Source organism: Rothia nasimurium (genome assembly GCF_049068285.1).
GTDB lineage: Bacteria > Actinomycetota > Actinomycetes > Actinomycetales > Micrococcaceae > Rothia > Rothia nasimurium_I.
Genome location: NZ_JBLKPV010000008.1, coordinates 112,389 through 138,940, shown reverse-complemented (window position 1 = coordinate 138,940; position 26,552 = coordinate 112,389). Strand labels below are relative to the sequence as shown.

25 protein-coding genes are annotated in these 26,552 nt (G+C 59.6%); 4 read left to right on the top strand and 21 right to left on the bottom strand.

From position 1 onward, the window contains the following. The first annotated feature begins 423 nt into the window (after positions 1 to 423). A complete protein-coding gene (locus ACMXX3_RS08605) occupies positions 424 to 1,407 on the top strand; it encodes an LLM class flavin-dependent oxidoreductase (RefSeq protein WP_421084312.1) in 984 nt (327 codons plus the stop codon). Positions 1,408 to 1,597: 190 nt separating this feature from the next. Here ACMXX3_RS08605 and ACMXX3_RS08600 read toward each other — a convergent pair whose 3' ends face one another. The 6 genes from ACMXX3_RS08600 to ACMXX3_RS08575 form a co-directional block, all read right to left on the bottom strand. Further along, positions 1,598 to 2,395 (bottom strand): LuxR C-terminal-related transcriptional regulator, encoded by a 798-nt coding sequence (locus tag ACMXX3_RS08600; protein WP_421084311.1) that lies wholly within the window; start codon positions 2,393 to 2,395, stop codon positions 1,598 to 1,600. Positions 2,396 to 2,431: 36 nt separating this feature from the next. After that, the gene (locus ACMXX3_RS08595) at positions 2,432 to 3,856 is read right to left on the bottom strand and encodes a histidine kinase (protein WP_421084310.1); all 1,425 of its coding nucleotides are present in this window, start codon (positions 3,854 to 3,856) and stop codon (positions 2,432 to 2,434) included. A 686-nt stretch (positions 3,857 to 4,542) separates the two neighbouring features. Further along, positions 4,543 to 5,208, bottom strand: a complete 666-nt coding sequence (locus tag ACMXX3_RS08590) for a DNA alkylation repair protein (protein ID WP_421084309.1) — start codon at positions 5,206 to 5,208, stop codon at positions 4,543 to 4,545. Positions 5,209 to 5,901: 693 nt separating this feature from the next. Further along, positions 5,902 to 9,801 carry a replicative DNA helicase gene (locus tag ACMXX3_RS08585; protein ID WP_421084308.1) on the bottom strand — a complete coding sequence of 1,300 codons (3,900 nt, stop codon included), beginning with the start codon at positions 9,799 to 9,801 and terminating at the stop codon, positions 5,902 to 5,904. 235 nt (positions 9,802 to 10,036) lie between these two features. Beyond that, complete coding sequence (locus ACMXX3_RS08580; protein WP_421084307.1) at positions 10,037 to 10,399, bottom strand: hypothetical protein; 363 nt, start codon at positions 10,397 to 10,399, stop codon at positions 10,037 to 10,039. A 9-nt stretch (positions 10,400 to 10,408) separates the two neighbouring features. Next, complete coding sequence (locus tag ACMXX3_RS08575; RefSeq protein ID WP_421084306.1) at positions 10,409 to 10,756, bottom strand: hypothetical protein; 348 nt, start codon at positions 10,754 to 10,756, stop codon at positions 10,409 to 10,411. Between the two features lie 146 nt (positions 10,757 to 10,902). On the opposite strand from ACMXX3_RS08575, the gene ACMXX3_RS08570 reads away from it, so the two are divergent. Next, positions 10,903 to 11,868 (top strand): siderophore-interacting protein, encoded by a 966-nt coding sequence (locus ACMXX3_RS08570; protein WP_421084305.1) that lies wholly within the window; start codon positions 10,903 to 10,905, stop codon positions 11,866 to 11,868. A gap of 18 nt (positions 11,869 to 11,886) precedes the next feature. Here ACMXX3_RS08570 and ACMXX3_RS08565 read toward each other — a convergent pair whose 3' ends face one another. The 15 genes from ACMXX3_RS08565 to ACMXX3_RS08495 form a co-directional block, all read right to left on the bottom strand. Further along, positions 11,887 to 13,023 carry a glycerate kinase gene (locus tag ACMXX3_RS08565; RefSeq protein WP_421084304.1) on the bottom strand — a complete coding sequence of 379 codons (1,137 nt, stop codon included), beginning with the start codon at positions 13,021 to 13,023 and terminating at the stop codon, positions 11,887 to 11,889. Positions 13,024 to 13,046: 23 nt separating this feature from the next. After that, positions 13,047 to 13,361: a DMT family transporter gene (locus ACMXX3_RS08560; protein ID WP_237201072.1), complete on the bottom strand. Its 315-nt coding sequence runs from the start codon at positions 13,359 to 13,361 to the stop codon at positions 13,047 to 13,049. Positions 13,362 to 13,695: 334 nt separating this feature from the next. Then, entirely contained in the window at positions 13,696 to 14,757 is a 1,062-nt protein-coding gene (locus ACMXX3_RS08555; RefSeq protein ID WP_421084303.1) for a DUF418 domain-containing protein, read from the bottom strand. A 361-nt stretch (positions 14,758 to 15,118) separates the two neighbouring features. Continuing rightward, complete coding sequence (locus ACMXX3_RS08550; protein ID WP_421084302.1) at positions 15,119 to 15,439, bottom strand: hypothetical protein; 321 nt, start codon at positions 15,437 to 15,439, stop codon at positions 15,119 to 15,121. 138 nt (positions 15,440 to 15,577) lie between these two features. After that, positions 15,578 to 16,027, bottom strand: coding sequence for a 50S ribosomal protein L9 (gene rplI / locus ACMXX3_RS08545; protein WP_237187011.1), 450 nt, complete (start codon positions 16,025 to 16,027; stop codon positions 15,578 to 15,580). 23 nt (positions 16,028 to 16,050) lie between these two features. After that, positions 16,051 to 16,287, bottom strand: a complete 237-nt coding sequence (gene rpsR, locus ACMXX3_RS08540; protein ID WP_237189179.1) for a 30S ribosomal protein S18 — start codon at positions 16,285 to 16,287, stop codon at positions 16,051 to 16,053. A 129-nt stretch (positions 16,288 to 16,416) separates the two neighbouring features. Then, positions 16,417 to 17,082 carry a single-stranded DNA-binding protein gene (locus tag ACMXX3_RS08535; RefSeq protein WP_421084301.1) on the bottom strand — a complete coding sequence of 222 codons (666 nt, stop codon included), beginning with the start codon at positions 17,080 to 17,082 and terminating at the stop codon, positions 16,417 to 16,419. A gap of 88 nt (positions 17,083 to 17,170) precedes the next feature. Then, positions 17,171 to 17,476, bottom strand: coding sequence for a 30S ribosomal protein S6 (gene rpsF / locus ACMXX3_RS08530; RefSeq protein ID WP_135011322.1), 306 nt, complete (start codon positions 17,474 to 17,476; stop codon positions 17,171 to 17,173). Between the two features lie 198 nt (positions 17,477 to 17,674). Further along, positions 17,675 to 18,028 (bottom strand): TM2 domain-containing protein, encoded by a 354-nt coding sequence (locus ACMXX3_RS08525; protein ID WP_421084300.1) that lies wholly within the window; start codon positions 18,026 to 18,028, stop codon positions 17,675 to 17,677. Positions 18,029 to 18,038: 10 nt separating this feature from the next. Next, a complete protein-coding gene (locus ACMXX3_RS08520) occupies positions 18,039 to 19,367 on the bottom strand; it encodes a hypothetical protein (protein ID WP_421084299.1) in 1,329 nt (442 codons plus the stop codon). Positions 19,368 to 19,497: 130 nt separating this feature from the next. Further along, positions 19,498 to 20,382 (bottom strand): hypothetical protein, encoded by an 885-nt coding sequence (locus ACMXX3_RS08515; RefSeq protein ID WP_421084298.1) that lies wholly within the window; start codon positions 20,380 to 20,382, stop codon positions 19,498 to 19,500. Between the two features lie 2 nt (positions 20,383 to 20,384). Beyond that, the gene (locus tag ACMXX3_RS08510; protein ID WP_421084297.1) at positions 20,385 to 21,383 is read right to left on the bottom strand and encodes an ABC transporter ATP-binding protein; all 999 of its coding nucleotides are present in this window, start codon (positions 21,381 to 21,383) and stop codon (positions 20,385 to 20,387) included. A 137-nt stretch (positions 21,384 to 21,520) separates the two neighbouring features. Beyond that, on the bottom strand, positions 21,521 to 22,144 hold the full coding sequence (locus ACMXX3_RS08505; protein WP_421084296.1) for a hypothetical protein: 624 nt from the start codon (positions 22,142 to 22,144) through the stop codon (positions 21,521 to 21,523). 25 nt (positions 22,145 to 22,169) lie between these two features. Then, positions 22,170 to 22,748, bottom strand: coding sequence for a sigma factor-like helix-turn-helix DNA-binding protein (locus ACMXX3_RS08500; RefSeq protein ID WP_421084295.1), 579 nt, complete (start codon positions 22,746 to 22,748; stop codon positions 22,170 to 22,172). A gap of 65 nt (positions 22,749 to 22,813) precedes the next feature. Continuing rightward, positions 22,814 to 24,220 carry a CCA tRNA nucleotidyltransferase gene (locus tag ACMXX3_RS08495; RefSeq protein WP_421084294.1) on the bottom strand — a complete coding sequence of 469 codons (1,407 nt, stop codon included), beginning with the start codon at positions 24,218 to 24,220 and terminating at the stop codon, positions 22,814 to 22,816. Positions 24,221 to 24,311: 91 nt separating this feature from the next. Here ACMXX3_RS08495 and ACMXX3_RS08490 point away from each other — a divergent pair, with 91 nt between their 5' ends. Further along, complete coding sequence (locus tag ACMXX3_RS08490; protein WP_421084293.1) at positions 24,312 to 24,815, top strand: NUDIX hydrolase; 504 nt, start codon at positions 24,312 to 24,314, stop codon at positions 24,813 to 24,815. 20 nt (positions 24,816 to 24,835) lie between these two features. Continuing rightward, complete coding sequence (gene murJ / locus ACMXX3_RS08485; RefSeq protein WP_421084292.1) at positions 24,836 to 26,512, top strand: murein biosynthesis integral membrane protein MurJ; 1,677 nt, start codon at positions 24,836 to 24,838, stop codon at positions 26,510 to 26,512. Positions 26,513 to 26,552: the final 40 nt, after the last annotated feature.

The following is a 26,552-nucleotide window of genomic DNA, read 5'->3' as shown; positions in this document are numbered from 1 at the left end:
CCTCACAGTTGCTTCTGGCTGGTTTATGACCCTCCAACAAAGGTTTGTGACCTGTTGTTTTCCGGCGCCTGCCTGAGGCTTGAATCGCTATGTGACTTGGTGTTTTGTCGTTGTGGCGGGGTTTCCCTCGCCGCGGCGACTCGTAATACTTTACGCAGGTTTTCCCGACCGTGCAACTCGAAAAACCGCCCCAAACGCCCCCACCCTGGTCAAAAACAGCCCAAACCACCCCAAACGCCCCCACCCCAAGCATCATATTACCTAGTCAGAGCCACCCTGTGAGGGAAGTCTATGGCCAGAATCTATGACCTACTCCACTCAAAAAACCTTCCCAGCCAGCCCCACACGTCCTTACCCCAGGAATAGGAGACGCCAAGGACCCGTTACACCCACCGTACAAACCCCTACACCCAGGAAAAACCCATGCCAAAACTTTCACTCCTCGACTTTGCCCTCATCTTCCCCGGCGAACGCCCTGCCGACTCCTTCAAACGCTCAGTACACCTCGCACAACTTGCCGAACAACTAGGCTACGAACGCATCTGGTACGCAGAACACCACAACATGCAGCGCATCGCCTCAGCTGCCCCGGCGGTACTGATTGCGCACATCGGCGCCCAGACCTCAACTATTCGCCTGGGAGCCGGGGGTGTCATGCTCCCCAACCACTCCCCCCTTACTGTGGCAGAGCAGTTCGGCACCCTGGCTGAGATGTACCCCAACCGCATCGACCTCGGCCTCGGCCGCGCACCCGGCACCGACCTACGAACCCTCGCCGCCCTCCGCCGCGACCCGCAGGACGCCGAGAACTTCCCCCAGGACGTCCAGGAGCTCGCAGGCTACCTGAGCGGGGATACCCGTGTCCCCGGCGTGCACGCCACTCCCGGCGCGGGCACCAATGTGCCCCTCTATATTCTGGGCTCCTCCCTCTTTGGGGCGTCGCTCGCCGGCGCCCTGGGCCTGCCCTACGCCTTCGCCTCCCACTTCGCCCCCACCCACCTGGAGCAGGCCATCAAGGTCTACCGCGAGCGCTTCACCCCCTCAGAACAACTAGAGCAGCCCTATGTGATTGCCGCAGCGAACGTAATCGCCGCCGACACAGAAGAAGACGCCCGCGCCCAGCAGGTGATTGCGCACCGGCAGCGGGTGAAGTCCATGATGCGTTTAGATGACCGCGACCTGACCGACGATGAACTGGATATGCTGGTCGCTTCACCCCAGGGCCAGCAGATTCTGGACATGCTCCGCTACACCGCCGTAGGCACCTCAGAGCAGGTGGGTGACTACCTCACCCGCTTCGCTCATTCAGTGCAGGCCGATGAACTCATGATCTCCAACCTCTCCCCCAGCACGGAACAAGCCCACCGCGGCCTTGAGATACTGGCGCAGGCCATGATTCAGAAGTAGAACAAAGAAAGGTGTAGCAGGCTCGCACTCGCTGCCGACCCTCTCGCTGGTTCGCTGACGCTCACAAGCGATTCACGCCCCGCCTGACGGCGGATTCCATTCGCTCTTGTGTGCTCGCGCGCTCGCACTCACTCACTTCATCCGAGCCAGCAGCTTCGCTGCGAGCCTGCTACACCCTTAGTATGGGCAACTACCCCTCTAGGAAGGCCAGGACCGCGCGGACGCGGCGATTGCCGGTATCGGCGGGCAGGTCGAGCTTGTCGAAGATATTGCCCACGTGCTTAGCGACGGTGGCCGAGGAGATAAAGAGTTCAGCTTCGATTTCTGCATTGGACCGCCCCTGGGCCATGAGCCGCAGAATCTCTAGTTCGCGCGGGGACAGCCGGGCCAGCTTACCCTCAGTAGGGTGGGCTGCCGCATAGGCACTGTAAGGGGCGGACGCACCCCCGGCACCCCCAGCCCCGGGGAAGGAAGAGGGGGCGGGGACGTCCGCACCGGAAGTACCTGCCGGAGTGCCAGGAACCTGCCCGGCAGCCTGCCCGCTGCTTGAGGTGCCGCCGAGCAGGTGCTGGACGACGTCCGGATCAATGACGGTGCCGCCGGCCACCACAGTGTCGAGAGCGCGGGCGAATTCTTCGACGTCCCCCACCCTGTCTTTAAGGAGGTAGCCCAGCCCAGCGGCGGAGCGGGCGAAAAGCTCGCGGGCGTAGGCGGTGGTGATGTACTGGGAGAGCACCACGATCGGCAGCCCCGGGTAGGTCTCGCGCAGCTGCAGGGCAGCCTTCAGGCCATCGGAAGTGTGAGTAGGAGGCATGCGCACATCAGTGATGACGGCGTCGACCCCCTCCCCCGCCATAGCCGCCTCAACGGCGGTAAGCAGGGAAGGAGCGTCCTCAACCTCAGCAAGCACAGAGTGCCCCAGCGCACCCAACACCATCGTCAAACCCTGACGCAACAGGGCAGAATCTTCGGCAAGGATAATACGCATAGGGCACCTCTCGTGAAAAATGTTTCATGTGAAACGCTACAGGGTGGCTGACCCCTTGGGTAGGGGCAGGGCCAAGGTCAGGCGGGTGGGGCCACCAGCCGGGGAATCCACCTGCACCGTGCCACCCAGGGCGGCGGCGCGTTCAACCAGACCGGCGAGTCCGGTGCCGCGGGCGGGATCAGCGCCACCAATACCGTTATCTTCTACCGTAACCACCAGGGACTCCCCCGCCACGAAAGCAGAAAGTGAGACAAACTGGGCCTGGGCGTGTTTGAGGGTATTCGTCATAGCCTCATTGACCGTGTAATAGGCGGTGCGCTCAAGGTCGCGGGGCAGGCGGGCAGGGGCGTTATAGCTCAGGTGAACCGGCAGGACGCTATGGCGCACCAGCTCTTCCAGGGCAGCCTTGAGGCCGTGGTCTTCGAGCACTGCCGGGTAAATACCGCGGACGGTGTCACGCAGGGTCTGCTGGGCGTGGGAGAGCTGGGTGCGAGCCTCGGTGACGTGGTTCAGCAAAGCTGCCGCGCGGGCGTCCTGGGTATCAGCCACCAGGTTCTTAGCCTCCATCTCAGCCAGGCCAAGGCGCAGGTTGAGGTTGACCAGTTCCTGCTGGACGCCGTCGTGCAGATTGCGCTCAATCCGGCGGCGCTCCCCCTCGAAAGCGTCAACAATGGTGGCGCGGGAGGCGGTCAGACGAGCCAGCTGACGCTCCTGCTCCTCAGGGCGAGGAGAAAGAATGAGCTTGGAGAGGCTGCCACCGGTGGCAGCCAGCAGACCGTTGACGTAAGCGAAGATAATGAGCAGCACGGGGATAGCTACCAGGAAAACCCACCAGTACTGGGGGGTGACCTCAAAAATCTGGCCGCTTGCAGGAAGAAGACCCTGGTTAATGTAATAATCCAGCTCCCCCTGGGAGTAGAGGGACAGGTGCTGCCAATCCGCATACAAACGATGACCAGCACCCAAATAAAAACTCAAGGCGCCCAAACAAAACAGAACCAAAAGCTGGAAGCCAACCACAACGCCAGCAGCCCAGCCCCACACAGTCGTCAAGATCATCGAACCAAACTCCCGCCAGGTCGCAATCTCTTTCAACTTGAAAAGAGCACCCTCCCAGAAACTGGCATTAGGGTAATCCACATGGCCGTTAGCGACGATGCCGTGGCCGGTCTTGGCTAGGCGCCAGCGTTCAAAAACACCAAAGCCGATCGCGGCAAAAGGTAGAACCAGAAGCCCAATTAAGGAGGCAGCTAAACCGGACACCAGGGACGCGACAACACCCTGGGCTACCAACACCGCAAAAGCAATCCAAGGGCCGGCAGTAAAAATATAGAGGGGGTTGGCCATACGGCGCCACAAGTTCTTCGGCTGCGGGGAACTCTCACGGTTATCAAAAGGCCCAGGCTGCTCCACCGAAGGAACAGGGGCCGCGTCAAACAAAGTGCGATCAGTAGTAGTCATACTTCTATTCTTCCGTGGCAGACGGCAACGCACAGTGGGGCGACCTCTACTCTTACCCCACCTGCCAGGTAGAGCTAGCTCTACCCCCCTCCCGGACGTCCGGGGGGCGGGGGTGAGGGGCGGGGGGGTGAGGGGCGGGGTGAGGGGGTGGAGGCGGGCGGGGTGGGCGGGCGCAGGGGCGGGGGATGGAGGCGGGCGAGGGTTTGGACCGTGCTGGGCGCACCGATGGAGGATTTGGACCAGATTCTGCTCATAAAAGGCCCGTTTTAGACCCAAAATTGAGCTGAACACGGTCCAAACCTTTTTGGATTGAGTCAGAGGCGGTCCAAAGCGCCACAAGTTGAGCAGGGAATGGTCCAAAGTGCAAAGGACGGGAGGACGCAAGCAGGTTTGGACCGTCCTAGGCGCATGCGAAGTTAAGGGGGACGGGGCGGGCGCGGGTTTGGACCGTCCTGGGCGCAAGCGGGGGCGGGTTTGGACCGTCCTAAGCCCACCCCTAAAAGATTTGGACCAGAGCCTGCTCATAAAAGGCCCGTTTTAGACCCAAAATTGAGCTGAACACGGTCCAAACCTCTCTGGATTGAGTCAGAGACGGTCCAAAATCTCGGGAGGAGGCAGGTGAAATCTAAACAGGGCGAATTTGGACCACCACAAGACCAGCAGGACGGGCCAAGCAACCAGCCCACCTACCCCAGACGCTTCGACCCCTCACGCACACTCAGAGGCGCCATACGGGCCCCGTGCCGAGAAATGAAATCGGCGACCCAGGCGGGATTGGTCTTGGAATACTCACGCAAAGACCAGCCGATAGCCTTATTAATGAAGAACTCCCTCGAACCAAAATTGAGGGTAATGATTTCTTCCAGCAAAGCGGTATTGGTGTCAGCCTTGCGGGGGCGCTGGTGGTCGATAGCAACGCGGCGCACCCACATGTTAGCGTCCTGCGCCCAGTCGAGAATAAGAGCGTCATTAGGGTTGCGCCAAAGGATCTCACCGACCATAGTGTCAAGACGGTCGATGGTGTCCCACCAGCTCTTCTCTTCAATGAGGTCGCGAAGCCAGTCGATGTCTTCAGGTTCCAGGTAACGGCGCAGGGTGTGCAGGTAGTCGAGGGCGACGTACTGAAACTCGCGCTCAGGGGCTGCCCAGCAGGCGTCCACAAATGCACGGTCAATGCCCTGCACCTTGGCCTCAACACGGGCCTCCGCCAGAAAAGGTTTGAGCAGCTCCCGGCGCTGCGGGGTTTTGATCCCAAGGAAGGGAAACTGATCGCGCATATATGCGGCCATAGGGACGGCTATCTCGGGGTTGGAAGCGGCGGTGAAAGTTTCGTGGATGGCAGGGAAGTTCATGAGGGTGTCCTTGTGGATAGGTATTGGACTATGACGGGGGTTTGGACCGTGCTGGGCCAGGCGGGCGGGGGTGAGGTGTGAGAGCGGGATAGAAGGGGCGGGGGGTGGACCATGCTGGGCGCAGGTGGGCGCGGGTTTGGACCGTCCTAAGCACACCCCTGAAGGATTTGGACCAAATTCTGCTCATAAAAGGCCTATTCTAGGCCCACGATTGAGCTGAACATGGTCCAAACCTCTCTGGATTAAGCCAGGGGCGGTCCAAAGTCTCGGGAGAAGGCAAGTGAAATCTAAACCGGGCGAATTTGGACCAGGTTGAAATCACAAGTGGGGGCGGCAGGACACCTTTGGGACCAGGTTGAGCTCACCTGTTAGAAATTTAGACCAGATTCTGCTCAAAAATGACTGTTTTAGGGGCCGTTTTTGAGCAGAAGGTAGTCCAAAGGACGGGGAGGTGAGCTGATTGCGGTCCAAAGGGCTAGGAAATGGGTAGAACACGGTCCAAAAGACGGGGAGGTGAGCTGGTTATGGTCCAAAGGGTATAAGACCCCAGGGTGGCAACAAGATGGCAGAACAGCCAGCACCTACACCCCAAGACAAGAGCAAGCCAGCACAAGAGACCAAGCCCTCAGCGTAGTGCCCCATACCCAAGACGGACACGCCCGCCTGACCGCGAGCGCGTCCGCCCCCACCTCACTAGAAGGTTTCAGTACCCGTATAGGAATCATGCACCATATTGGCAAAACGCGAATAATGGCCCTGGAAAGCCACCGCAATCGTCTTCGTGGGGCCGTTACGGTGCTTAGCAACAATGACGTCCGCCTCGCCTGCGCGGGTCGACTCCTTCTCGTAGTAATCCTCACGATGCAAGAGAATGACCATGTCAGCGTCCTGTTCAATCGAATTATGAACAGTGATGCCGTTGGCGATGAAGTTGTGGTTCCCTAGCACAGTGGCGTCAAAGACCTCTTCTTCCCCCTCGTACTCAATAGACGTAACGGTATCCCAGAAAAGGTCATTGACCGCAAGCATGTCGAGCTCAGCAGCATCAAGGACGCTGGCTACCTTAGCTAAACGAGAGCGGGACGGGGCGCTCTTGTAGTAGGACGAACCGCAATACTTCGAACCCATCGCAGCTTGGAACTCACGGTGACTCATTCCCTTATCAGACAGGATCTTCTTAACATCGTCCCACACCTGAACAGGAGCCGTATCAACGTTAGTGTTAGAGCGAACTCCCTCAGCAGTAATCACTTGAAGCAGGTTGTCGCAGTTTTTAGCACGCTCTCCATAAACAGAGATTTCGCGTAAGAAGCGGAGCTGCTCATCACGTCCCGAAATATCAAGACTGTACCCCTGACGGTACTCCCCCTTAATGGTGGTACCTCGAACACGAGAGTTAATACCAAACCGCAGGAGCAGAAGAGACAGCTGATCCAGCATGACACGGGATGTCGAAGCGTAATAGATACGCCCTGAACGCCCGTTCTTATTTACGGTAACAGAGCCGTCAGTTGCCCATAGATGCTTGATAAAGAGAGCAATCTGCCGTTTGGGCAGGGCAAACACCGGGGCAGGAATAAACTTCTCCCACGAGCGCTTATCAAACAAACCTAAATCATCAAGCCAAGCAGCGAGCGGGTTCCGCTTACCGTGGGTTAGCTTCTCCGGCGAACGCAGTCGCAAAGAAGTGCAACGCGCTGCTTCGTGGCTGTCCCTGACGCTTTCAATTCCGAACTGCTTGTACGCAGATTCAGCAACTATAGAAAGGTTCTTTTCATCGATAGATGCATAACGAATTGGCTGTCGAGCTAACGCAGACCCGTCCCCGATCATATGGGCTAGCAGAATGACCTGCTCGTCGCTCCAGTGCGTCCGAGCGGAGGGGCCATTGACATGGCGGGGCACGCCCAAGCGATCACCCACCGCAAGCTCACCCAAGCCCTTCCAACCCGTGTAGGTAAAGAAAGGATGGTTAGCGGTAGCACGCAGGGTCTTACCCGAAGCCAGCGTCAAACGATACACCGGCTTCACGCCCGTAGAAAAGACGTGGGTCAGGTGCCGCTCCACGAAACGCATATCGTCCCCCAGGGACCACACCGGGACGTCCTGAGCGCCCTGCTCAAAAAGCTCACCCATCGTTGTTTCAGCTCCCGTATCAGAGCGAAGCACACGAGTATCAGCTGTCAAACAACCCGACTCGCGAAGATCCGAAATCTGAGGCTTCTTATCGGTGCGCTGCTCAGAGCCACGGTTTAGCTGCGAGAGGGCAATCAGGGGAACCTCAAGCTCCTTAGCCATCAATTTCAGGGCACGCGAGAACTCCGAAACTTCCTGCTGACGCGACTCAACCTTCTTACCCGAACTCATCAGCTGCAGGTAGTCCAGCACAATCAGCTTCAGATTATTCTTCTGCTTCAGGCGGCGGGCCTTAGCGCGAATCTCCATCAGGGTCATATTGGGCGAATCATCAATAAAAAGCGGAGCCGAATCCATCTTGCCCATGGCCGTCGCAATCTTGGCCCACTGGTCGTCGTCCAGCTTGCCCTTGCGCAAATCAGACAGATTAATGCCAGCCTCAGCCGACAAAATCTTCGTCGCAATCTCGTTACGGCCCATTTCCAGGGAGAAAAACACCGTGGTCATACCGTGCTTAATGGCAGCAGACCTGGCGATGTCTAGGGCAAACGTCGAATTATGAGTGGGAACAAAAGAACGCGAAGCCAAGAAAAGATGCTGCTCATTATCCACCTCAATACAGCGCACTGGAACAGAATCAACAGGCTCCACAGCAACAATGTAGCGAGAACTACGCTTAGCGGTCGGACGAGAATCGCGCTCCCGGTGCATCTGCTCCTTACGCGACAAAGCAAACACAGAATCAGAAGAAGAGAAGGTCAGCTTGTAGGCCGTCGATGTAACCTCGCTACTGCCCTTGACCTTTTTTGTTGCCATACCCGTGCGGTACCCCAAAGAAAGCGCAAGCTCCTGGGTATCAAGTGCCAACTGGCGGTTCGTCACCGTGAACTGAATACACCCAGCGTTCGTGACGGTACCATCGCTATCAAGCAACCCCGCCAGCAAGGCTCGACGCTGCGCCTCAGAAGCCCGCAAATACTGCATAGGAATATGCTTATTGTTCAAAACACCCAGCGTGCGCAACTGCCCCTGAAGGCTACCGTTAGCCCGATGGCATGACAGGCAACGAAGACCTGACGTGCAAACCCCACCGCAATCAATACATGTTGCAGGCGCATGGGGAGTAGCAACAGTCTTTCGCTTACCACCACATTCCCGAGAGCATGTAGTGACATTACGATCAGAATGAATAAATGCCTTACCGCAGACGAGACAGACGCTCGTAAACTCACGGGTATCAGCTGGTAGATGCACCGAATAGGTAATGCCTTTTACCTGACGAACCGTGTAGCCATCAGCTTCAATACCGTGGAGAACTTCGTCATCTGCGGTAGATACACGAGCTGCAGCAGACGCACCATCACCCAACCAGATTCCCAGGGTGTAGGGGGCAACCAGCAGATCAGATTCAGGCAACTGAAGCGGGCGGGCATTAGCAATAGAATGATTAGCCCGACGGTCAGCCGTCGCGCAGCGAACCGTCTCACGAATCTCAGCGGTGGTGCGCACCTGCGCGCCCACGGACGTCCGCACACGCCCACCACCTGAACCCGCCAGAACAGACGAACGGGCCCGACGGGACGCACGGGTTTCAGTCAGCCACTGGTGCTCGGCATCCGCAATGATTTCAGTACCATCATCAAAAACGACCTTGAAGCAGGGACGCCCGGTCATCACGTCAGTAGCGTTCGTGACAGTCGTGGGGTGCCCGTCCGCGCCCAGAACGGTGTCGCCCACACGAATATCACCCATAGTGGTCCAGCCCGTGGGGGTAGGAATGGGGGTATCAAGAGCAAGCGCCTTACCCATCGCCGGACGCGCCGCAATCACGATCATCTGGCCAGCCTGCAGGCCAGCGGTCAGCTCGTCGAACTCAATGAAGCCGGTGGGCACGCCGTGAATACCGCCGTCGCGCGAGCCGTTAGCCTCGATCTCCTCAACCGTGCTGTTCATGGCCTCAGAGAGGGGGACGTAATCTTCTTTCGTATTATTGGCAGAAACCCCGTAAATCTCAGCCTGGGCGGCGTTGACTAGGGCCTCGGCCTCACCGTCGCCCGAATAACCCAGCTGCACAATCTTGGTGCCAGCCTCCACCAGGCGGCGCAGCATGGCGCGTTCAGCCACAATCTCAGCGTAGAAACCGGCGTTAGCGGCGGTGGGGACGGCCGCAATCAGCGAGTGCAGGTAGGCTGCCCCGCCCACGCGGTTCAGTTCGCCGCGCTTGGTCAGCTCATCAGCCACGGTAATAGCGTCCGCCGGTTCACCGTGCCCGTAAAGGTGAATAATGGCCTCATAAATCATCTCGTGGGCGGGCTTGTAGAAGTCAGCGCCACCACCGATGACCTCAACGACGTCGGCAATGGCGTCCTTAGACAGCATCATGCCGCCCAGTACCGACTGTTCGGCGGTGTCGTCGTGCGGCGGTGTGCGGACGAACTCAGACTGGCTCTCAGACAAGGCGGCTCCCTCGGTGGTGAAGAAAACGGTGAGCTTCTATCATCTCACCTTAGCGGGCGCCACGGGAGTCCCTGCGACCAGGGACAATGAAGAATCTACTAGTCAGGGTGCAGGACGGTGGAGTAGTTAAAATTTTCACGATACCCGCCCCAATTCAGGGGTGGCGCGTGATTTCTAGGGTGGTCGGGGGAGAACCGGCAGGGGTGATTAACCCCTCGGAGCGGCTCGGCAGCTCCTACCTGACAACAAGATACAAGGAAGCAGCGACCGCGTAAGTTAAGACGAGCATCGGGGCAATAATTGCTGTTACCAGGCGGGAGCGGAGCGGGGCGCGGTGGAGGGCTGCGAGGAGGCAGAAGTAGCCGGGGGCTAAGGCCACAATGGCAAGAAGGATATTGGCGCTAAAGGGGTCGTAGCTGTACGTGGCCCACTCTTTGGCGACAGGAACTCCAAGCATTCCGAGGGGAACAGCGATCAGGTGCGCGACAGGAGCCAGGAGGAGGATGATGCCAACGACTGTCAGGACGGTAGCCGACCTAGCATTGTGGGGGTGGGAGGGGTGAGGGCTATGGGTATGAGTGTGGGTGAAATCTGACATGGGATACTCCTAGGGGTGCGGAACCGAGCCTTGTAAGAGAAGGGCCCCTGCCCAGAAGATGAGGCAAAGAAGGGCAACCAGTGCAATGGGGAGCCAGAGCGCCCAGTGGAGTGCCGCCTTGGCCTGGCCCCGGTAGATAGCTACGAGTCCAAGAATCAGCCCGAGGTTGTAGAGGGCGATTCCTATAAAGCCTGCGAAGGGGATGAGGATAAAAATGAAGGCGAAATCAGGTTGGTAAAGACCTAACGATACAAACCAGGCAATGAACATGAAGACCGCTAGGCCGAACCCGCCCCAGGCCAGCCAGCAGGCGGCCCTTCCCAGCGGGGATCTGGTTGGGATAAAGGTAGCTGTCATGGGTACATCCTTGGGGTCACAACTGCATTGGCGTGATGGATTTAACTTTATCTCGGTAGCATGGGTTCTAGCTAGAGTACTTAAGTACTTGAGTTTGAACGAGCCAGCACCATGAGGGGCTGGTCGCAGTCAGAGAAAGGACGCCGGTGGGCAGCACACAGAGCAAGGGCAAGGACGCCAAGGAGCAGCTCAAGAGCCTCAAGGCCGAGGTGAAGTACCTGAAGAAGGGGCAGAATCGGCTACTCAAGCGGGTGGAGAAGCTGGAAAAGGCGCTCGCCAGCCAGCAGGGTTCGGCGCTCGCGACCACCCCAGCCCGCACCCCAGCTGCCGGTGGTAGCCGGGGCGGGGCGGGGACGTCCTACCCCCAGCCGATGAGATCGGGCAAGTACCGGGGCGGCTACGCCCACTACCGGGTGACCGAGGTGGGGAATCTGACCCCCACCGTCATGCGGGTGGTTGCCGAACCTGCTGACGGTAAGCGGGTTGAGGCCCAGGGGCTGGTGGGTGAGTACATCTACCTGGTGACCGGCAAGAAGGGGGAGGTGCTACCTGCCCCCACTTTTGAGAAGGGCAAGGCCCGCTGGAACCAGCCGACCACCAGCGCCAAGTACACGGTCAGGCGCTTTGATGAGCGCACCGGGGCCCTGGAAATCAACATCATGCTGCATGAGCACGGGGCTGGAACCACCTGGGCCCGCACCGTTGCCGTGGGCGATAGCGCCCATTTTCTGGGGGCGAAGTCGGGCTACTCCATCAGCGACGACTACGACTTTTACCTGCTGGCCGGTGACGAGAGTGGCCTGCCCGGTATGGCCCGCTGGATTGAGAGTCTGCCCGCGAGCGCCCGGGGCGTGGCCTTTATTGAGGTGCCCGGGGAAGCCTCGCAGCAGGTGATTGCTACCCCTGAGCATTTTGAAGTGGTCTGGGTGGATTCCACCCGGCGCGGGGCCCTGGCTGAGGCTGTGATGGGCCACCCCCTGCCGGAGGGATCGATCTGCACTTGGCTGGCGGGCGAGTCCGGGTCTATCCACCCCTTGCGTATCTGGGCGCGACGGGAGCTGGGTGTGCCCAAGGGGCACGGCTACGCTAAGGGGTATTGGAAGAAGAAGTAGCGCTCGCCGGGACAGGCTCTAGCGCAGGTGGGCGGTAGCGATCTTTTCACCCAGGACGCGGACGTAGGGGCTCGGGTTGCCCATCGACTCCTCCAGGGTGGCGGCGGTATCGCCCACCACCGAGTAGACGGCCGTGAAACCGGCGGCGCGGGCCTGCTCGGGGGAAAGGTCGCTGATTCCGCAGACGGCGATAACCGGCAGGTTGCGGGCGACAGCCGCTGTCGCAACCCCTGCCGGGCCCTTGCCCTGAAGGGTCTGGGTATCGAATTTTCCTTCGCCGGTGATCACAAGGTCAGCCTGCTCAAGGGCCCGGTGGAAACCGGTGAGCTCGAAACAGATGTCCACGCCGGGGCGCATGGTGGCCCCGAGCACCGACAGGCAGGCAAAACCCAGGCCACCGGCTGCCCCTGCACCGGGGGCGGTAGCGAAGGTTCCACGTGAAACCTTCAAGGCGTCCTCAACCGTGTCAGCTAGTTTTTGCAGGTTCTTATCAAGCTGGGGCACCTGCTCTTCGGTAGCCCCCTTCTGGGGCCCGTAGACCGCAGCGGCACCCGAGGGGCCGCACAGGGGGTTGGTCACGTCGCTGGCCATGATAATCTCCACCCCGGCTAGGCGCTCATCCAGCCCGGTCAGATCAACTGAAGCCAGCTGCCCCAGCGCCCCGCCGCCGGGGGCAAGCTCGTGCCCTTCGGCGTCCTGAAGTTTCACACCGAGCGCCTGCATGAGGCCCGCTCCCCCGTCAGTGCTGGCCGACCCACCCAGGCCGACCACGAGCGTCCGCGCACCCGCGCCCACCGCGTGCAGAATCAGCTCCCCGGCACCGAAAGAGGTGGCCCGCCAGGTGTCCAGCTGGTCCTCGCGCAGGCGGGCAATGCCGCCCGCTTCAGCAATTTCAAGGACGGCCGTGCGCTCAGCTGGTGAGTAGGCATAGCGGGCAGCAACCGGCTGACCGGCAAAGGGGCCCGTCACAGTGCAGGTGACCTCGCTGTAGCCAGCGGCCAGGGCGGCATCTACGGTGCCGTCGCCGCCGTCCGCAATGGGGCAGGTGATAATCTCGCACCCACCAGCCCCCTCTAACCCGGCAGCGAGCGCCTCAGTGAGCTGGGCACCGGTGAGCGTGCCCTTGAACTTATCGACAGCGAGTAAAACCTTCATGGGTCTATTATGCGCCTATCTCTCTAGGAGGTAACTTTCAGCCCCACAATACCCGCCACAATCATGAGCAGGAAGAGTACCTTAAGCAGGGAAACGGGCTCGGTGCCGGTCGCCATGGCATAAAGGACGGTGACGGTCGCGCCGACGCCCACCCACACGGCATAAGCGGTGCCAGTAGGCAGCTCCCGCATGGCGTAGGCCAGGCCCACCATGCTCAGCACCAGACCCCCGATAAAGACCAGGGTGGGAGTCAAGCGGGTCAGACCCTCAGACCTACCCAGGGCCGTCGCCCATACCGCCTCAAAGAGGCCAGAAATAATCAGAATAAGCCAATGCATAAGCACCCATTCTAGGGGCCGGGCGCCCCGGGGGTTAAAGCGACGAGGCCGGGTCCCCCGACCCGGCCTCGTCCATACACACACATATATACACATGGAGGCTAAGCCCCCTGCAAGAAACACTCACTACTGTTTTCTTGAGATTCAGCAGAGCCACTACAGTGGATCACGCTCTTCCGAACCTTGTACCTCTAGTATGGCGGATCCTTCTTAAGCTCTGATATGCCCTTCCTGTGTGCCAGCTGAGAATCCGGCAGGGTCGCTTCATCCAGGTGCCAGGCTGTCCCTACGCCATCGCTCAAGCTCACAAGACCCCGGGGGCGGCAGGCAGCCCCTACTTCAGGCCACCCTTACCGTAAGACATCCGCCGGTGCAGGGCCTCCAGCGGGCCGGGCTTACCCGCTGCTTCAAGGGCCACCGCCACCAGAACCGTCACCAACCACCCGGCAGAGCCGACCAGCAGGAGCAGGGCGGCACCGGCGTCCGCAAAAAGCCCCAGGGCAAAACTGCCAAAGACCCCTAAGAAAATCACCGACTGCAACACATAGCCGGTCATAGACCGCTTACCCAGGGCAATCAAGGGCCGAAGCAAGGCGGGGACGGGGGCACCGGCGTCCACCCCGGCCAGCCAGGCCAGGACGCGGCGGTGACGGACGGGGTCAGCCAGCACACCCTCCCGGGCCAGCACAAACCCCAGCAGCATCAGGGGCAGCAGCATGAAAGCCTGTAAAGGTATGCCGAAGATACTGCCCAGCAGCACAATCAGGCCGTTAAGCAGTACCGACCAGTAGCTTGTAACCTGCAACAAATCACCGCTACCGCCGTTCAGGAGCTCTTGGAGCTGACCCCCACCAAGAACCGACTCAAGCAAGAGCGCCCCGGCCAGGGCCACCAGGTTAGTCACAGCAAAGAGCGACCCGGCCACCCAGAGCAAAACCCTGGTGCGCACCGCGATCAGGCAGGCCATGAACAAGCCAATCAAGCCGTAGGCCAGCATGATGTCACCCCAGAAGAGAAAGACCATGTGCAGGGCGCCAAAGATCGCCAGCATACCGTAGCGGCGGGCAATCACCCCGCGAGCCTTGGGTAGCGGGTAGCCACGCCGGTAGAGGCTGGCTGCAATCAGCCCCACCCCGAAGCCCAGCAGGGTTGAGAACATGGGGAAGCCGCGGGCATGCACGAAAGACGTGGTGAACATGATGGTCAGCTTGTCCCAGAAACTATCATCGACCACCCGCCCGGTCATAGACGCCGGACCACCGGCAAACACTACCCAGGCAGTAGCCACGTTAGCCACCGCAATACCCCACAACATCAGACCTCGAGCCACATCGGGCACCAGCAGACGCACAGGACGGGCAGGCTGGGCAGGGGGCTGGGCAGGGGCGAGGGACATCAGAAAGGCCTTTCACTGGTTACACACGTTTCCCCCAGCCTACGCGATAAGGGCGGCACCGGTATCCGCCCCACGGCTGATTCTGGCCCCCTGCCAGATTTCTCCCCCCCAGAAGCCAACCGGTTAAAAAGAAAAGTGGCAAGACCCCCATACTGGTCTTGCCACTTAGAAGTGAAAACCGGGTTCAGCATTACCCAGTTTTCGAAGCACACACACATTCGCTTCTTATAGCCTTTCGAGCTGTTACCTCTATATAACCGCACTAGGCTTGAATTGCGTTTTAAGTTACCTGGGAGCAAGCTGGGTATTTTTCAGGACGGCCCCGCCCCGGCTAACCCACCCCCGGCAGCTACAGGCACGCCTAGGCCAAATAGCCGATGATGAAAAACCACAGCACCGGATTCGCCAGCACTGAAACAACTAACACCAGCAGAAACCACAGACCATGCCGGGAATAACGGACCAGCCCCACCAGGGCAAACAAAAAAGCCAGGGACGCAGCCAGCACCGAAACCGTCATAAAGCCCAAGAAAGTAGCCAGCACAGTAGACGGCGAACCCACATTCACCACAAAAGCCAGCACCAAAGCCAGCACAGCCACCGTCTCAGTCACCGCAGCAGCAATCAGCATCTGGGTACTCTGCGGCAGTTTCTTCCTAGAACCAGTCTCATCTAAAGCCATACCCTCTAGCATGCCAAAAACTACCGGCAAACCCTAACCCACCGCCGTCCGCACACGCACAGACGCCCCGCTCCCCCACCAAGGGGGAACGGGGCGTCCTCATGCTGCTAGAAGCCTAGCGAATAACCCTAAACGGAATTACTCAGCTACAACGTCCAGCTCAACGTTAGCTACAACGTCTTCGTGCAGACGCACGGAAACGGTGTAAACGCCGGTGCGCTTGATAGCGGAACCGAGGTTGATCGCACGCTTGTCAACGGAGCCTGCGCCTGAAGCCTCAATGGCGTCAGCAACGTGCTCAGCCTTGACGGTGCCGAAGAGACGGCCGTCAGCGCCAGCCTTGTGGGCAACAACAACGGGCTTAGCTGCCAGAGCAGCTGCGGTTGCCTTTGCCTCTTCGAGGTTAGCCTTGGCACGAGCAGCGCGAGCTGCGCGGATGGACTCAACCTGCTTTTCGCCGCCTACAGTCCAGGTGACTGCGAAGCCGCGAGGCAGCAGGTAGTTACGGGCGTAGCCGTCCTTGACGGTTACAACGTCGCCAGCGGCGCCGAGGCCGGTGACTTCCTGAGTAAGAATGATCTTAGCCATGTTACTTCTACTCTCCTATCGATTTAGCGGCCAGCGCCTGAGTAGGGCAGCAGTGCAACTTCGCGGGCGTTCTTGATTGCCTGAGCGATCTTGCGCTGTTCCTGAACGGTTACGCCGGTGACGCGACGGGCACGGATCTTGCCGCGGTCGGAGATGAACTTACGCAGAAGTGCGACGTCCTTGTAGTCGATAACGGTGACGTCAGCAGCCTTCAGGGGGTTCTGCTTGGGTTTGGGCTTACGGAGTTCAGCCTTAGCCATCGTGGTGCTCCTTTTTCTGGTGGGAGCCCGCGGGTTATGCCGCGGGATGGGTGATTATTTGTCTTGGTTCAAAGAAGGACGTTTGCCCTTCCCTTCGTACAGTGTCAGGGCAGGTGCCCTGTAACCGGCTTAGAAGGGGGGTTCGTCGTCGGCGCTTGAGCCCCAGTCGTAGTTGCCACCGGACTGCTGGCCCCAGGGGTCAGCTGCCGGAGCGGCAGGGGCAGGGGCTGCCTGCGGGGCGGGTGCTGCGGGGGCCTGCTGGGCAGGTGCCGCAGCGTAGCCACCCTGGGCGGGGGCTGCGTTGTAGCCGCCCTGCTGCTGGCCGTAGCCAGCACCGCCGTAGCCACCCTGGCCACCGGCGTTGTAGCCGTTGCCAGCGGGGGCGCCGTAACCGCCACCGAACTGGTCGCCACCGAAGTTGCCACCTGAACGCTGGTTACGGTTGACGTTAGCGGACGCAAAACGGAGGGAGGGACCGATTTCTTCGATCTCTAGCTCCATACTGGTGCGACGCTCGCCTTCTTTGGTTTCGTACGAGCGAGACTTCAGACGGCCCTGCGCGATGACGCGCATGCCCTTCTTGAGGGTCTCGGCGACGTTCTCTGCAGCTTCACGCCAGACGCTGGCGCGGAGGAAGAGGGTTTCGCCTTCCTTCCATTCGCCGGATGCGCGGTCGAAGTTGCGGGGAGTTGAAGCGATCGTAAAGTTCGCTACAGCTGCACCGTTGGGGGTGAAGCGGAGCTCAGGATCGCCAGTCAGGTTACCGATGACGGTAATGACGGTATCGCCAGCCATGTGAAGCCTCCAGTCGTAGAAAGTGTAAGTATTTGAAGTCTTGCAGGGGAGTCTGACATTTTAGTGAACAGGGCCCCAGCTCAAACATTTACTTGGAGGAGATCTGCTGATCTTCCGGGCGGATGATCTTGGTGCGCATGACGGATTCGTTCAGGTTCAGAACGCGGTCCAGTTCAGCTGCAGTCTCGGGGGTTGAGGTGAAGTTGACGACGGCGTAGATGCCTTCGGACTTCTTCTGGATTTCGTAAGCGAGCTTACGGCGGCCCCAGATGTCCATGTTGTCAACGGTGCCGTTGTCCTTGGTGACAACTTCGAGGAACTTGGTGAGGGTGGGCTCTACAGCCTTGTCCTCTACCTCGGGGTTGAGGATAACCATCAGTTCGTATGCACGCATGATTAAACCCCTCCTTTGGGCTAAGCGGCTATGGGATTTCCATAGCAGGAGATTACGTACTGTCTGCGGGGCCTCGGGTGTTGGCCGGGCTACCAGCACAGACTTCATCAACTTTACAGGAGGACGTCCGGTTTGGGCAGGGGTGGCGCGGTTAAAGCGGTGTTGTTCACAGCACGCTGACAGCCAGTAGGCGCCCCCCTAGTAGCGGGGCCGGCTCATCAGGGAGTTAAGGAAGCCGACTCGGATCGGGATGGTGAAGAGGTCCCAGATCATGACGATGACCAGGGGGATGTAGAAGATCCAGCCGATGAAGGGCACGGCGGCGGTGATACCGCCTGCAATGAGGTTGCCCAGGATGTAGAAGACACCCATGAAGGGCTGGCGGAGGTAGAACTTGTGGGCGCCCAGCCACCAGAGGAAGATGAAGAGCAGATAGGCCACCAGGGTTGATTTTGCCTGCACGATATAGACGGGCTGCCCCTGGGCGAAGCTGCTTGCCCGGCCGGGGGTGTTGATGTAGGTGGGCTGGTAGTGCTGGGGTTGGTCGGGCATGGTTTCCTGTCTAACGAGTGGTGTCGGTGTCAGCTACTTGTTCGAGGGTGGATTGGTTGGCAGCTTCGGTTTCTTCAGCCTGACGGACTTGCGCTTCGGTTTCTTCTTGGCCACCGAGGCCTACGCGAATATCTGCAAAGGTTCCATCTGAGACTATCTCAGCGTTGATGAAAAAATCGATGGTTTCACGTTGGGCTTGGCCGTCAGCGGTGTAGGTGACGGTGAAGGTTGCTGGCCGGTAGCGGCTGGCGTGCCAGGTATCTGGTTTTTGGGAGTCTTGTTCGAGGACGAAGGCGGGGCGGCTGGTGAGTTCCCACCGGACGTTCCGGATGGTTTCGGTGGTGTCTTCTCCGTGTAGCTGGGAGGAGGGGCAGCCGGGGGATTCGAGTCTGCGGGACCGTTCGCAGCGTTCAAGCCAGGCGGTGACGAGGTCATTGGCTTCGTTCCACATACGGGGGGAGGGGCGGACGTCCAGGGTGAGAGCTTGGTGATCGAGACTGGTGGCCTCATCACCGGGGAAGGGAATGGTAATGCTTGGGCCGGTGGAACCGAGGGTGTAGTAGGAGTTGCTCGGCAGGGAGAAGGTGTAGGTTCCCGGCGGGGTGGGCACGGACCAGTTGTATCCGTTGGCATCTGCCGTGCGGCGGGTGACGGGCAGGGTGAGGGGCTGGTCATTGATCCGGACGGAGGCGAGGGCTACCGGTGAGGTGAGGGTGAGGGCAGCGTGGGTAGGGGTGGAAATAACCCAGAGGTCGTTGAAGGGGCCGGTGCGCGGTTCGAGGGTGAGGGGCAGGGTGAAGGCGTGGCTGTGGCCGTCCACCACCGCTTCAACGCTGACCTGGGCGATTCCCGGGCCGTCTATGCGGGTTCCGGTGATGGTGTAGCTGTCGATACGGCCTTCTGCTGCGCTGTAGATGGCGTTGGTTAGGTAGGTGCTTCCGAAGCTGTAGGCGGGCCGGTTAATACTGGAGGTGTAGTCGCCCCGGACCTGGGCAGCCAGGTAGCGGTCAACGGTTTCTTCGGGCGTGTGGGGTAGGGAGTAGTAGTTACCGACGGCGGCAACCACGAGGGCAAGCAGCGTGACCAGCAGGGCGGTGAGGGAGAGGCGGACGCGGACGATACGGGCGTCTCGGCTAGTCAGGATTCCGGCGGCCCTACCGGTAATGTCGCCGACCTTCTCGGTGAAGTCGCCAACAAGCTCGCCAAAGTCACCAACCTGCTCAGAGAACTTAGCGACCTTTTGAATCGAGGTGGTCAGCCCCTCTTTAGCCTGGCCGATAGGCGCATGAGATCGGGAGCGGCGGGGAGCCTCTTCACCGGTTTCTGTGTGCTTGACCATACTCATCATTTTACGGTTAAAAAGTGAAACCGGTGGAGCACCGTTTCTCCTAGTTACCTAGGATTGCACTCCACCAGCTTCGGTGGTCACAGCGGGTCAGGACCCTGCTACCTGTTAGGACGGACGGGCCTTAGCCGCGGGCGTCCGTCAGGGTAAACCGCAGGTAGCCCAGCAGGGCGGCAGCTGCACCCCAGGCAGCAAACCAGAGGCCGCCTTCGAGGTAGCCCAGCTCAGCATCGGCTGCCAGGTCATAGGTGAGGATGACGCGGCCCAGACCTGACGGGAGGTAGTTGAAGGCGTCAGCGACCCATTCGAACTGGCCCATGAAGAGGCTGGCGATAATGGGCAGAATCAGCAGGATGAAGACGACCAGGACGATACCACCGGCATTGTTGCGGAAGAGGGCACCGAAGCCGAAGCCCATCCAGGCCATGACGACAAAGTAGATACCGGCAGCAACCCAGTTCAGGAAGAGGCCGTTGTTCACTTCAAGGGTCTGCTGGATTGACTCGTTGAGCACGGGGTGCCCGGCCCAGAAGGCAAGCGCTGCAAATGCCACACCGGCTATAAAAGCGTAGACAGTAATGACGAACAGCTTGGCCAGGTAGAGGGTAGAACGCCGGGGAACCACGGTCATCGAGGTATGAATAGCTCGGGTGGCATATTCAGAGCCGATAAAAACCGCAGCAACAGAAGCAATCAGCATATTGGCCATATCAATACCCGACACACCTAGCGCATATGCCATATTGGTCATAGTTTCAACACCGGCGTTAGTGGCAGCCATGCCCTGCTCAGCCTGGGCCATCATCTCGGGGCTCTCTGCCATGGAGTTGAGCACCATCGAGTAGAGCGGGGCCATGCCAACCATCACAAGGCCCAGCACCAGGGTCATCACCCAGTTTGTGGTGAGGGTGCGGAATTTCAGGAACTCAGAACGGACGACCCCGACAAAGGACAGTTTGCGCCCGGCAAACTGAGAGACTGACGCGGGAGCAGAAAGGGTAGTAGTCACGGTTAGTTCTCCTTAGCGTCGGTGTCGGCCTGGTTCCAGGGGGCGGCGGGCGCAGAAGCCGGGGCGGGGACGTCCTGCCCCTTGTCTGCGGGGATGAAGTCAGCAGAATGGTATTCGACCTCGTCGCGGGTCATGTTCATGTAGACCTGCTCCAGGGTGGACTTCTGGGGGGTAAGTTCGTGCAGCAGGACGTCGGTGCGGGCAGCCAACTGGGCCAGGGCTCGGGCATCAGCCTGTTCAACCATCAGGCCGTCTGTATCGACGGGGGTGAAGCGGTGGCCTGCCCCGGTGAGGGTCGCGGCAAAGGCCTCACGGGCGTCAGTGCGAACCAGCACCTTGTTGGAGTCACCGATAGTGAGGAATTCTTCCATAGAGCAGTTAGCCAGGACCCGGCCGCGGCCAATCACGATGAGGTCATCAGCGGTCTGGGCCATTTCGCTCATCAGGTGGGAGGAGATAAGGACGGCACGGCCTTCAGAAGCCAGGTGGCGGGCCAGGTTACGGACCCAGATGACACCTTCGGGGTCAAGGCCGTTGACAGGTTCGTCCAGAATGATGTTCTGGGGATCCCCCAGCAGGGCGGCAGCAATACCCATGCGCTGGCCCATACCCAGGGAGAAGCCCTTGACCTTCTTTTTGGAGACAGCGGAGAGGCCGGTCATCTCAATGACCTCATCAACGCGCTTCTTGGGGATACCGTGGGTCAGCGCCAGCGAGCGCAGGTGGGCCGCCCCGGAGCGTCCGGGGTGCATGGCCTTGGCGTCGAGCAGGGCGCCGACGGAGGTCAGTGGGCTCTTGAGGGAGCGGTAGGGCTGGTGATCGACCAGGGCCTTGCCTGAGGTGGGGTTTTCGAGGCCGACCAGCATTCGCATGGTGGTGGATTTACCGGCGCCGTTAGGGCCGAGGAAGCCGGTGACTTTGCCGTTGGGTACGGTGAAGCTGATGTTGTTGACGGCGGTTTTCGCGCCGTATTTTTTGGTGAGGTGTTTGACCTCTAGCATGGGTCTCCCCTTGTTGTGCGTGACGGTTTCACTTTTAACACTAGGGGTTTAGGCCGAAGAAAACATCAGTCTACGGGGTGAGTTCTTCATACTTCCTCAGCGTTAAAACCAGTCTCGCCATCTACCACTATTTTCTTTTAGCCTACTTGGAGCAGATGTATGGGCAAGATGCATAGGCCTGCCCAAAGCGCCGATGCGAAAGTTCCTACAATGAACTTTTCAGCGAGACTGCTCTTTGCTCGAATCTCAGGGTATCGAGCCAGCCCCTTGACTGCTACCACCGCTGCTAAAAGTGCTGGCTGTGCAAAGACGAGCAGCACGGCGATGGTTAGACGTTCAAAGATTCCGATCCAGTGTCCACCGGATAACAGAGCACTCTCATGTGTTTTTGGTGAGCTCAGTGTCCCTTCAATCTGCAGCTGTTCACCTTCCGGTGTTGTTATCGCCCCACGCAGTTGCTTCGAGTCGTCAGAGTCAGTGGAGAGTTCAGGTTCACGGTGTGCGATACGGTTTAGCAAAGTTGCCAGAGGAAGACTTCCGCCACAAGCTGCGGCCCAAACAGCACACACGGTCAGCACCCCAATTTCCTGATAAGAACTTATATACCCATAGAGACTTACCACGAGTACGGTGACCATGAGTGCTGTTTGAAGAATAAGCAGGAAGCCTGCTCCTGGCATTCTTTTGAGAGCAGGTCGCAAGCTAGGTAAAACACCCGCTAGACCCACAACCGCTAAGGCACAGGCTAAAAAGACGCTCACACAGCTCCCTCATCGTTGAGTTTCACTACCGCAGGATTTCTACCAGTTCGTCTATCAGAGCTCGTGTTTCGGACCAGTAGCCCTCGCTAAGACGCTGACTCACGGCAGACTGACTTATCCCAAGTTTTTCAGCTATCTGTTTCTGAGACAACCCCTGACGAGTCATCTCACCGGCCTTCTGGCGGGTTTCTTGCCGGTCTATTTCAAGACGGGCGAGCAGGCTCAGGGCTCTATCAACCAGCTGAGCTGACGCTACAGACCCAGCGAAACAGCAGCGTCCTCTTGTTTTTTTAGCCCGCTCAACCGCTCTGCGGGCGTACTCAAAGGCAGGCCCGGCCCCTGCCCGAGTTTCTGCAGGTAGCGGGACGTTTACGGGGCCCTCCCCTATGCCCACGTACCAGTGACCGGTACGCACCAGGGCAAGAGCGGTCACAAGCGCAGCAGCTGGATCATCGAACACCGCCTGGGCTTCGTCACCTGCGGTGCGCTGGAATGGACGGACTGGGGCACCACCGCTCTCTAGCCCATCGACAAGGGCAAAGAGGTCAGGGACTCGATCCTCATCACCAGATGAACCCACCTGGTCAACAGTCAGAACAAACATAAGATAAGTGTATATCCTTATATGTTCATATATAAGGATATACACTTATACTCAAGTTTCTGGCCTTACTTTTTGCTCCACTCCAGCAGGCGGGCGGTGGCTTCTTCCTTGCCCAGGGCCCCTTCATCCAGGCGCAGGTTAAGCAGGAACTTGTAGGCCTGGCCAACCTGGGGGCCGGGCTTGATACCCAAAATGGCCATGATTTCTTCGCCGTCGAGGTCGGGGCGGATAGCGTCCAGCTCCTCCTGCTCGGCCAGCTCGGTGATGCGGCGTTCCAAATCGTCGTAGGCGGACGCGATCCGGTTGGCCTTGCGTTTGTTGCGGGTGGTGACGTCCGCCCGGGTCAGTCGGTGCAGGCGCTCCAGCAGGTCCCCGGCGTCGCGCACATAGCGGCGCACCGCAGAGTCCGTCCAACCGGCGTCCCCGTACCCGTAGAACCGCATGTGAAGCTCAACCAGGCGGGCCACAGCCTTGATGGTGTCGTTATCGAAGCGTAACTCGCGCATGCGCTTCTTCGTCAGCTTGGCTCCCACCACATCGTGGTGCAGGAAGCTCACAGCTCCGTTGCTCTCAAACTTGCGGGTAGCCGGCTTGCCGATATCGTGCATGAGGGCGGCAAAACGCAGGACGAAGTCAGGGCCGGGAACGGCGCCGTCCGCGTCGGTTTCGAGGGCGGCAGCCTGCTCCATGACGGTCAGGGAGTGCTGGTAGACGTCCTTGTGGCGGTGGTGCTCATCAACCTCCAGCTTCAGGGCCGGGATTTCAGGCAGCACAAAGGCAGCCAACCCCGATTCAACCAGCAGGTCCACACCGCGGCGGGGGGCAACACCGCAGATGAGCTTGACCAGCTCATCGCGCACCCGCTCAGCCGAAATAATCTGAATGCGGTCGGCCATATCAACCATGGCCTCAAAAACCTCAGGGGCCAGATCAATATCCAGGCGGGAGGCAAAACGAGCGGCCCGCATCATGCGCAGCGGGTCGTCCGAAAAGGACGCCTGCGGGGTGCCGGGGGTGCGGATAATACCCTTCTGCAAGTCCTCCTGACCCCCAAAGGGATCAACCAGTTCAAGGGAGGGCAGGCGCAGAGCCATCGAATTAATGGTGAAATCGCGGCGGAAGAGGTCTTCCTTCAAATCTGTACCGAAAGCGACCACCGGCTTACGGGAATCAGGGTCGTACTTTTCAGCCCGGTAGGTGGTGATTTCAACCATCTCATTGCCCTTGCGGATGCCGATGGTGCCGTACTCCTTGCCGATCTCCCAGGTAGCGTCGGCCCAGCCGTCCACCACAGCCAGGGTTTGATCGGGAGTGGCGTTGGTAGTGAAGTCCAAATCTACCGAGGTTTCCCCCAAAAACAGGTCACGGACGGGCCCGCCCACCAGGGCTAGTTCAAAGCCCGCGCGGGCAAAGAGCTCACCCGCCTCTAGGGCAACGGGGTGAATGAGAGAAGTATCAAAAACATGCGCCATAACCCTTCAATCGTGCCAGCAAACCACACAAGTTACCACTTACACCCCCGCATTTAAACACACACCCTGCTCTATCGGTTAAGGTAGAGACATGACTTTTCCTATTCCCCGGGCACCCAAGAGGCGGGCTTTCACGCCCGTAGCTGCCATGCCCACGGTAGAGGAGGTCTCAGCAGGTGGCGTCATCGTCAACTTCGATGACCGCAACCTCCCCGTTGCCATCATCGCCCGCGTCAACCGCGGCGGCCGCCTCGAATGGTGCCTCCCCAAGGGCCACCCCGAAGGCAAAGAAACCAAAGCGCAGGCAGCAGCCCGCGAAATCGAAGAAGAAACTGGAATCGCCGGTGAGGTTATCACCTCCCTAGGCTCCATCGACTACTGGTTCAACGTGTCAGGCCACCGCGTCCACAAGACCGTCCACCACTTTCTCTTCTCGGCCACCGGCGGGGAACTCACCACAGAAAACGATCCCGACCACGAAGCCGTCGACGTCGCCTGGGTCAATATCGACGACCTGGGCCGCAAACTCTCCTTCCCCAATGAGCGGCGCATTGCTGAAATCGCCCGTGAATACATCATTCACCAGCTCACCTAACTAAGTAGATAAGGATTCCCGTGGCACGTTCCGGTGCTCTCTCCAGCGCGATCATGGCCGCAGGTACCCTGGTCTCTAGGGTTCTAGGCTTCGTCAAAACCTTCCTCATCACCGTCGCCTTAGGTGCCACCACCACCGTGGGCGACATTTTTGAAACCGCCAACACCCTACCCAACCTGATTTATGTCCTGGTAGCTGGCGGCATTTTTAACGCTGTGCTGGTGCCGCAAATTATCAAGGCCGCCAAGCACGACGACGGCGGCTCCGACTACGTCTCCCGCCTAGTGACGCTGGCAGTCAGCGGTATCGCGGCAGTGACTGCCATCGTCCTGCTCTTCTCCTGGCCCATCATTACCGTCATGGGCAGCAAATGGACACCCGAGCAGCAGCATTTCGGCTGGATCTTCGCCCTCTGGTGCCTCCCCCAAATCTTCTTCTACGGCCTCTACACCGTCCTGGGCCAGGTCCTCAACGCCCGCGGGGCCTTCGGCTGGTACATGTGGGCGCCCGTCCTCAACAACGTCGTCGCCATTGCCGCCCTTATCCTCTTCATCTTCGCCTTCGGCCCCCAGGACGTCACCACCAACCCGCCCTTCCACAACCTCGAAAGCTGGACGTCCGCCCAAACCCTCGTTCTGGCAGGTTCGGCAACCCTGGGCGTCGCCCTGCAGGCTCTCATTCTCTTCATCCCCCTGCGAAAAGTAGGGCTTACCCTCCGCCCGAAATTCGGCTGGCGCGGCATCGGCCTCAGCACCGCAGCCCACCTCGCAGGCTGGACGTTGGCCACCGGTGTCATCTCCAACCTCGCCTTCATGTACCTCACCAAGGTCGCCGCCGACGTCGTCGGTGCCCGCGAAGAATTCCTGGCCATGGGCGTCCAAATCCCCGGAGTGCAGGCCCTCAACTACTCCTCCATGCTCTACTCCCTGCCCCACGGCGTCATCGGCCTCTCCATCGCCACCGTCCTCTTCAACCGCATGTCAGCCGCCTCGCAAGACGACGACCACAGCACCGTCGCAGCAGCCCTCTCATCTGGCCTACGGACCGCCTCCATCGCCACCATCTTCTGCGCCGTCGCCCTCATCGTCTTCGCCGGCCCCATCGGCATGATCTTCGGTGGCGGCTCCCCCCAAGCAGGCGCCGTCATCGGCCAAACCATCACCGTCATCGCCCTGGGAGGGCCCTTCCTCACTATCTCCTTCATGATGGCCCGCGTCTTCTACTCCCAAGAAGACGCCAAAACCCCCTTCTACATCCAGCTCATCTCAGCCTTCGTCATCATCGCCCTCGGCTTCACGGCCTCCCGCCTAGCCCCCCAACACATCATCTACGGCCTGGCCCTCACCTACGCCCTCCAAAACGTCCTGGCGGTCTACCTCAGCCACCGCGTCCTAGCCCGCCGCCTTGGCGACTACGGCGTTGCAGACATCATCTCAACCCACGCCCGGGTCTCCTTCGCCTCCATCGGAGCAGGCCTCGCAGGCGTCGCCGCCCTCTACCTCCTCGGCGGCTACGACTTCACCGGCTTCGCCTGGGCCTCCAGAGGCACCGCCTTCATCACCGTCATGATCGGCGGAATCGTCATGGGCCTGGCCTACTACGCCATGCTCATGCTCTTCAGAGTCCGAGAACTCGACACCCTCATCAACCCAATTCTGAACAAACTCGGCGCCCGGCGACGCACCACCGCAAGCTAACGGGTAATATCAGATACCAGACGCAATCACCCACCTTACT

Excerpts from the sequence above, each read along its gene's own strand:
- ACMXX3_RS08605 (WP_421084312.1), top strand. The coding sequence starts at position 424 with ATGCCAAAACTTTCACTCCTCGACTTTGCCCTCATCTTCCCCGGCGAA.
- ACMXX3_RS08600 (WP_421084311.1), bottom strand. The coding sequence starts at position 2,395 with ATGCGTATTATCCTTGCCGAAGATTCTGCCCTGTTGCGTCAGGGTTTG.
- ACMXX3_RS08595 (WP_421084310.1), bottom strand. The coding sequence starts at position 3,856 with ATGACTACTACTGATCGCACTTTGTTTGACGCGGCCCCTGTTCCTTCG.
- ACMXX3_RS08590 (WP_421084309.1), bottom strand. The coding sequence starts at position 5,208 with ATGAACTTCCCTGCCATCCACGAAACTTTCACCGCCGCTTCCAACCCC.
- ACMXX3_RS08580 (WP_421084307.1), bottom strand. The coding sequence starts at position 10,399 with ATGTCAGATTTCACCCACACTCATACCCATAGCCCTCACCCCTCCCAC.
- ACMXX3_RS08575 (WP_421084306.1), bottom strand. The coding sequence starts at position 10,756 with ATGACAGCTACCTTTATCCCAACCAGATCCCCGCTGGGAAGGGCCGCC.
- ACMXX3_RS08565 (WP_421084304.1), bottom strand. The coding sequence starts at position 13,023 with ATGAAGGTTTTACTCGCTGTCGATAAGTTCAAGGGCACGCTCACCGGT.
- ACMXX3_RS08560 (WP_237201072.1), bottom strand. The coding sequence starts at position 13,361 with ATGCATTGGCTTATTCTGATTATTTCTGGCCTCTTTGAGGCGGTATGG.
- ACMXX3_RS08555 (WP_421084303.1), bottom strand. The coding sequence starts at position 14,757 with ATGTCCCTCGCCCCTGCCCAGCCCCCTGCCCAGCCTGCCCGTCCTGTG.
- ACMXX3_RS08550 (WP_421084302.1), bottom strand. The coding sequence starts at position 15,439 with ATGGCTTTAGATGAGACTGGTTCTAGGAAGAAACTGCCGCAGAGTACC.
- rplI (WP_237187011.1), bottom strand. The coding sequence starts at position 16,027 with ATGGCTAAGATCATTCTTACTCAGGAAGTCACCGGCCTCGGCGCCGCT.
- rpsR (WP_237189179.1), bottom strand. The coding sequence starts at position 16,287 with ATGGCTAAGGCTGAACTCCGTAAGCCCAAACCCAAGCAGAACCCCCTG.
- ACMXX3_RS08535 (WP_421084301.1), bottom strand. The coding sequence starts at position 17,082 with ATGGCTGGCGATACCGTCATTACCGTCATCGGTAACCTGACTGGCGAT.
- rpsF (WP_135011322.1), bottom strand. The coding sequence starts at position 17,476 with ATGCGTGCATACGAACTGATGGTTATCCTCAACCCCGAGGTAGAGGAC.
- ACMXX3_RS08525 (WP_421084300.1), bottom strand. The coding sequence starts at position 18,028 with ATGCCCGACCAACCCCAGCACTACCAGCCCACCTACATCAACACCCCC.
- ACMXX3_RS08520 (WP_421084299.1), bottom strand. The coding sequence starts at position 19,367 with ATGGTCAAGCACACAGAAACCGGTGAAGAGGCTCCCCGCCGCTCCCGA.
- ACMXX3_RS08510 (WP_421084297.1), bottom strand. The coding sequence starts at position 21,383 with ATGCTAGAGGTCAAACACCTCACCAAAAAATACGGCGCGAAAACCGCC.
- ACMXX3_RS08500 (WP_421084295.1), bottom strand. The coding sequence starts at position 22,748 with ATGTTTGTTCTGACTGTTGACCAGGTGGGTTCATCTGGTGATGAGGAT.
- ACMXX3_RS08495 (WP_421084294.1), bottom strand. The coding sequence starts at position 24,220 with ATGGCGCATGTTTTTGATACTTCTCTCATTCACCCCGTTGCCCTAGAG.
- ACMXX3_RS08490 (WP_421084293.1), top strand. The coding sequence starts at position 24,312 with ATGACTTTTCCTATTCCCCGGGCACCCAAGAGGCGGGCTTTCACGCCC.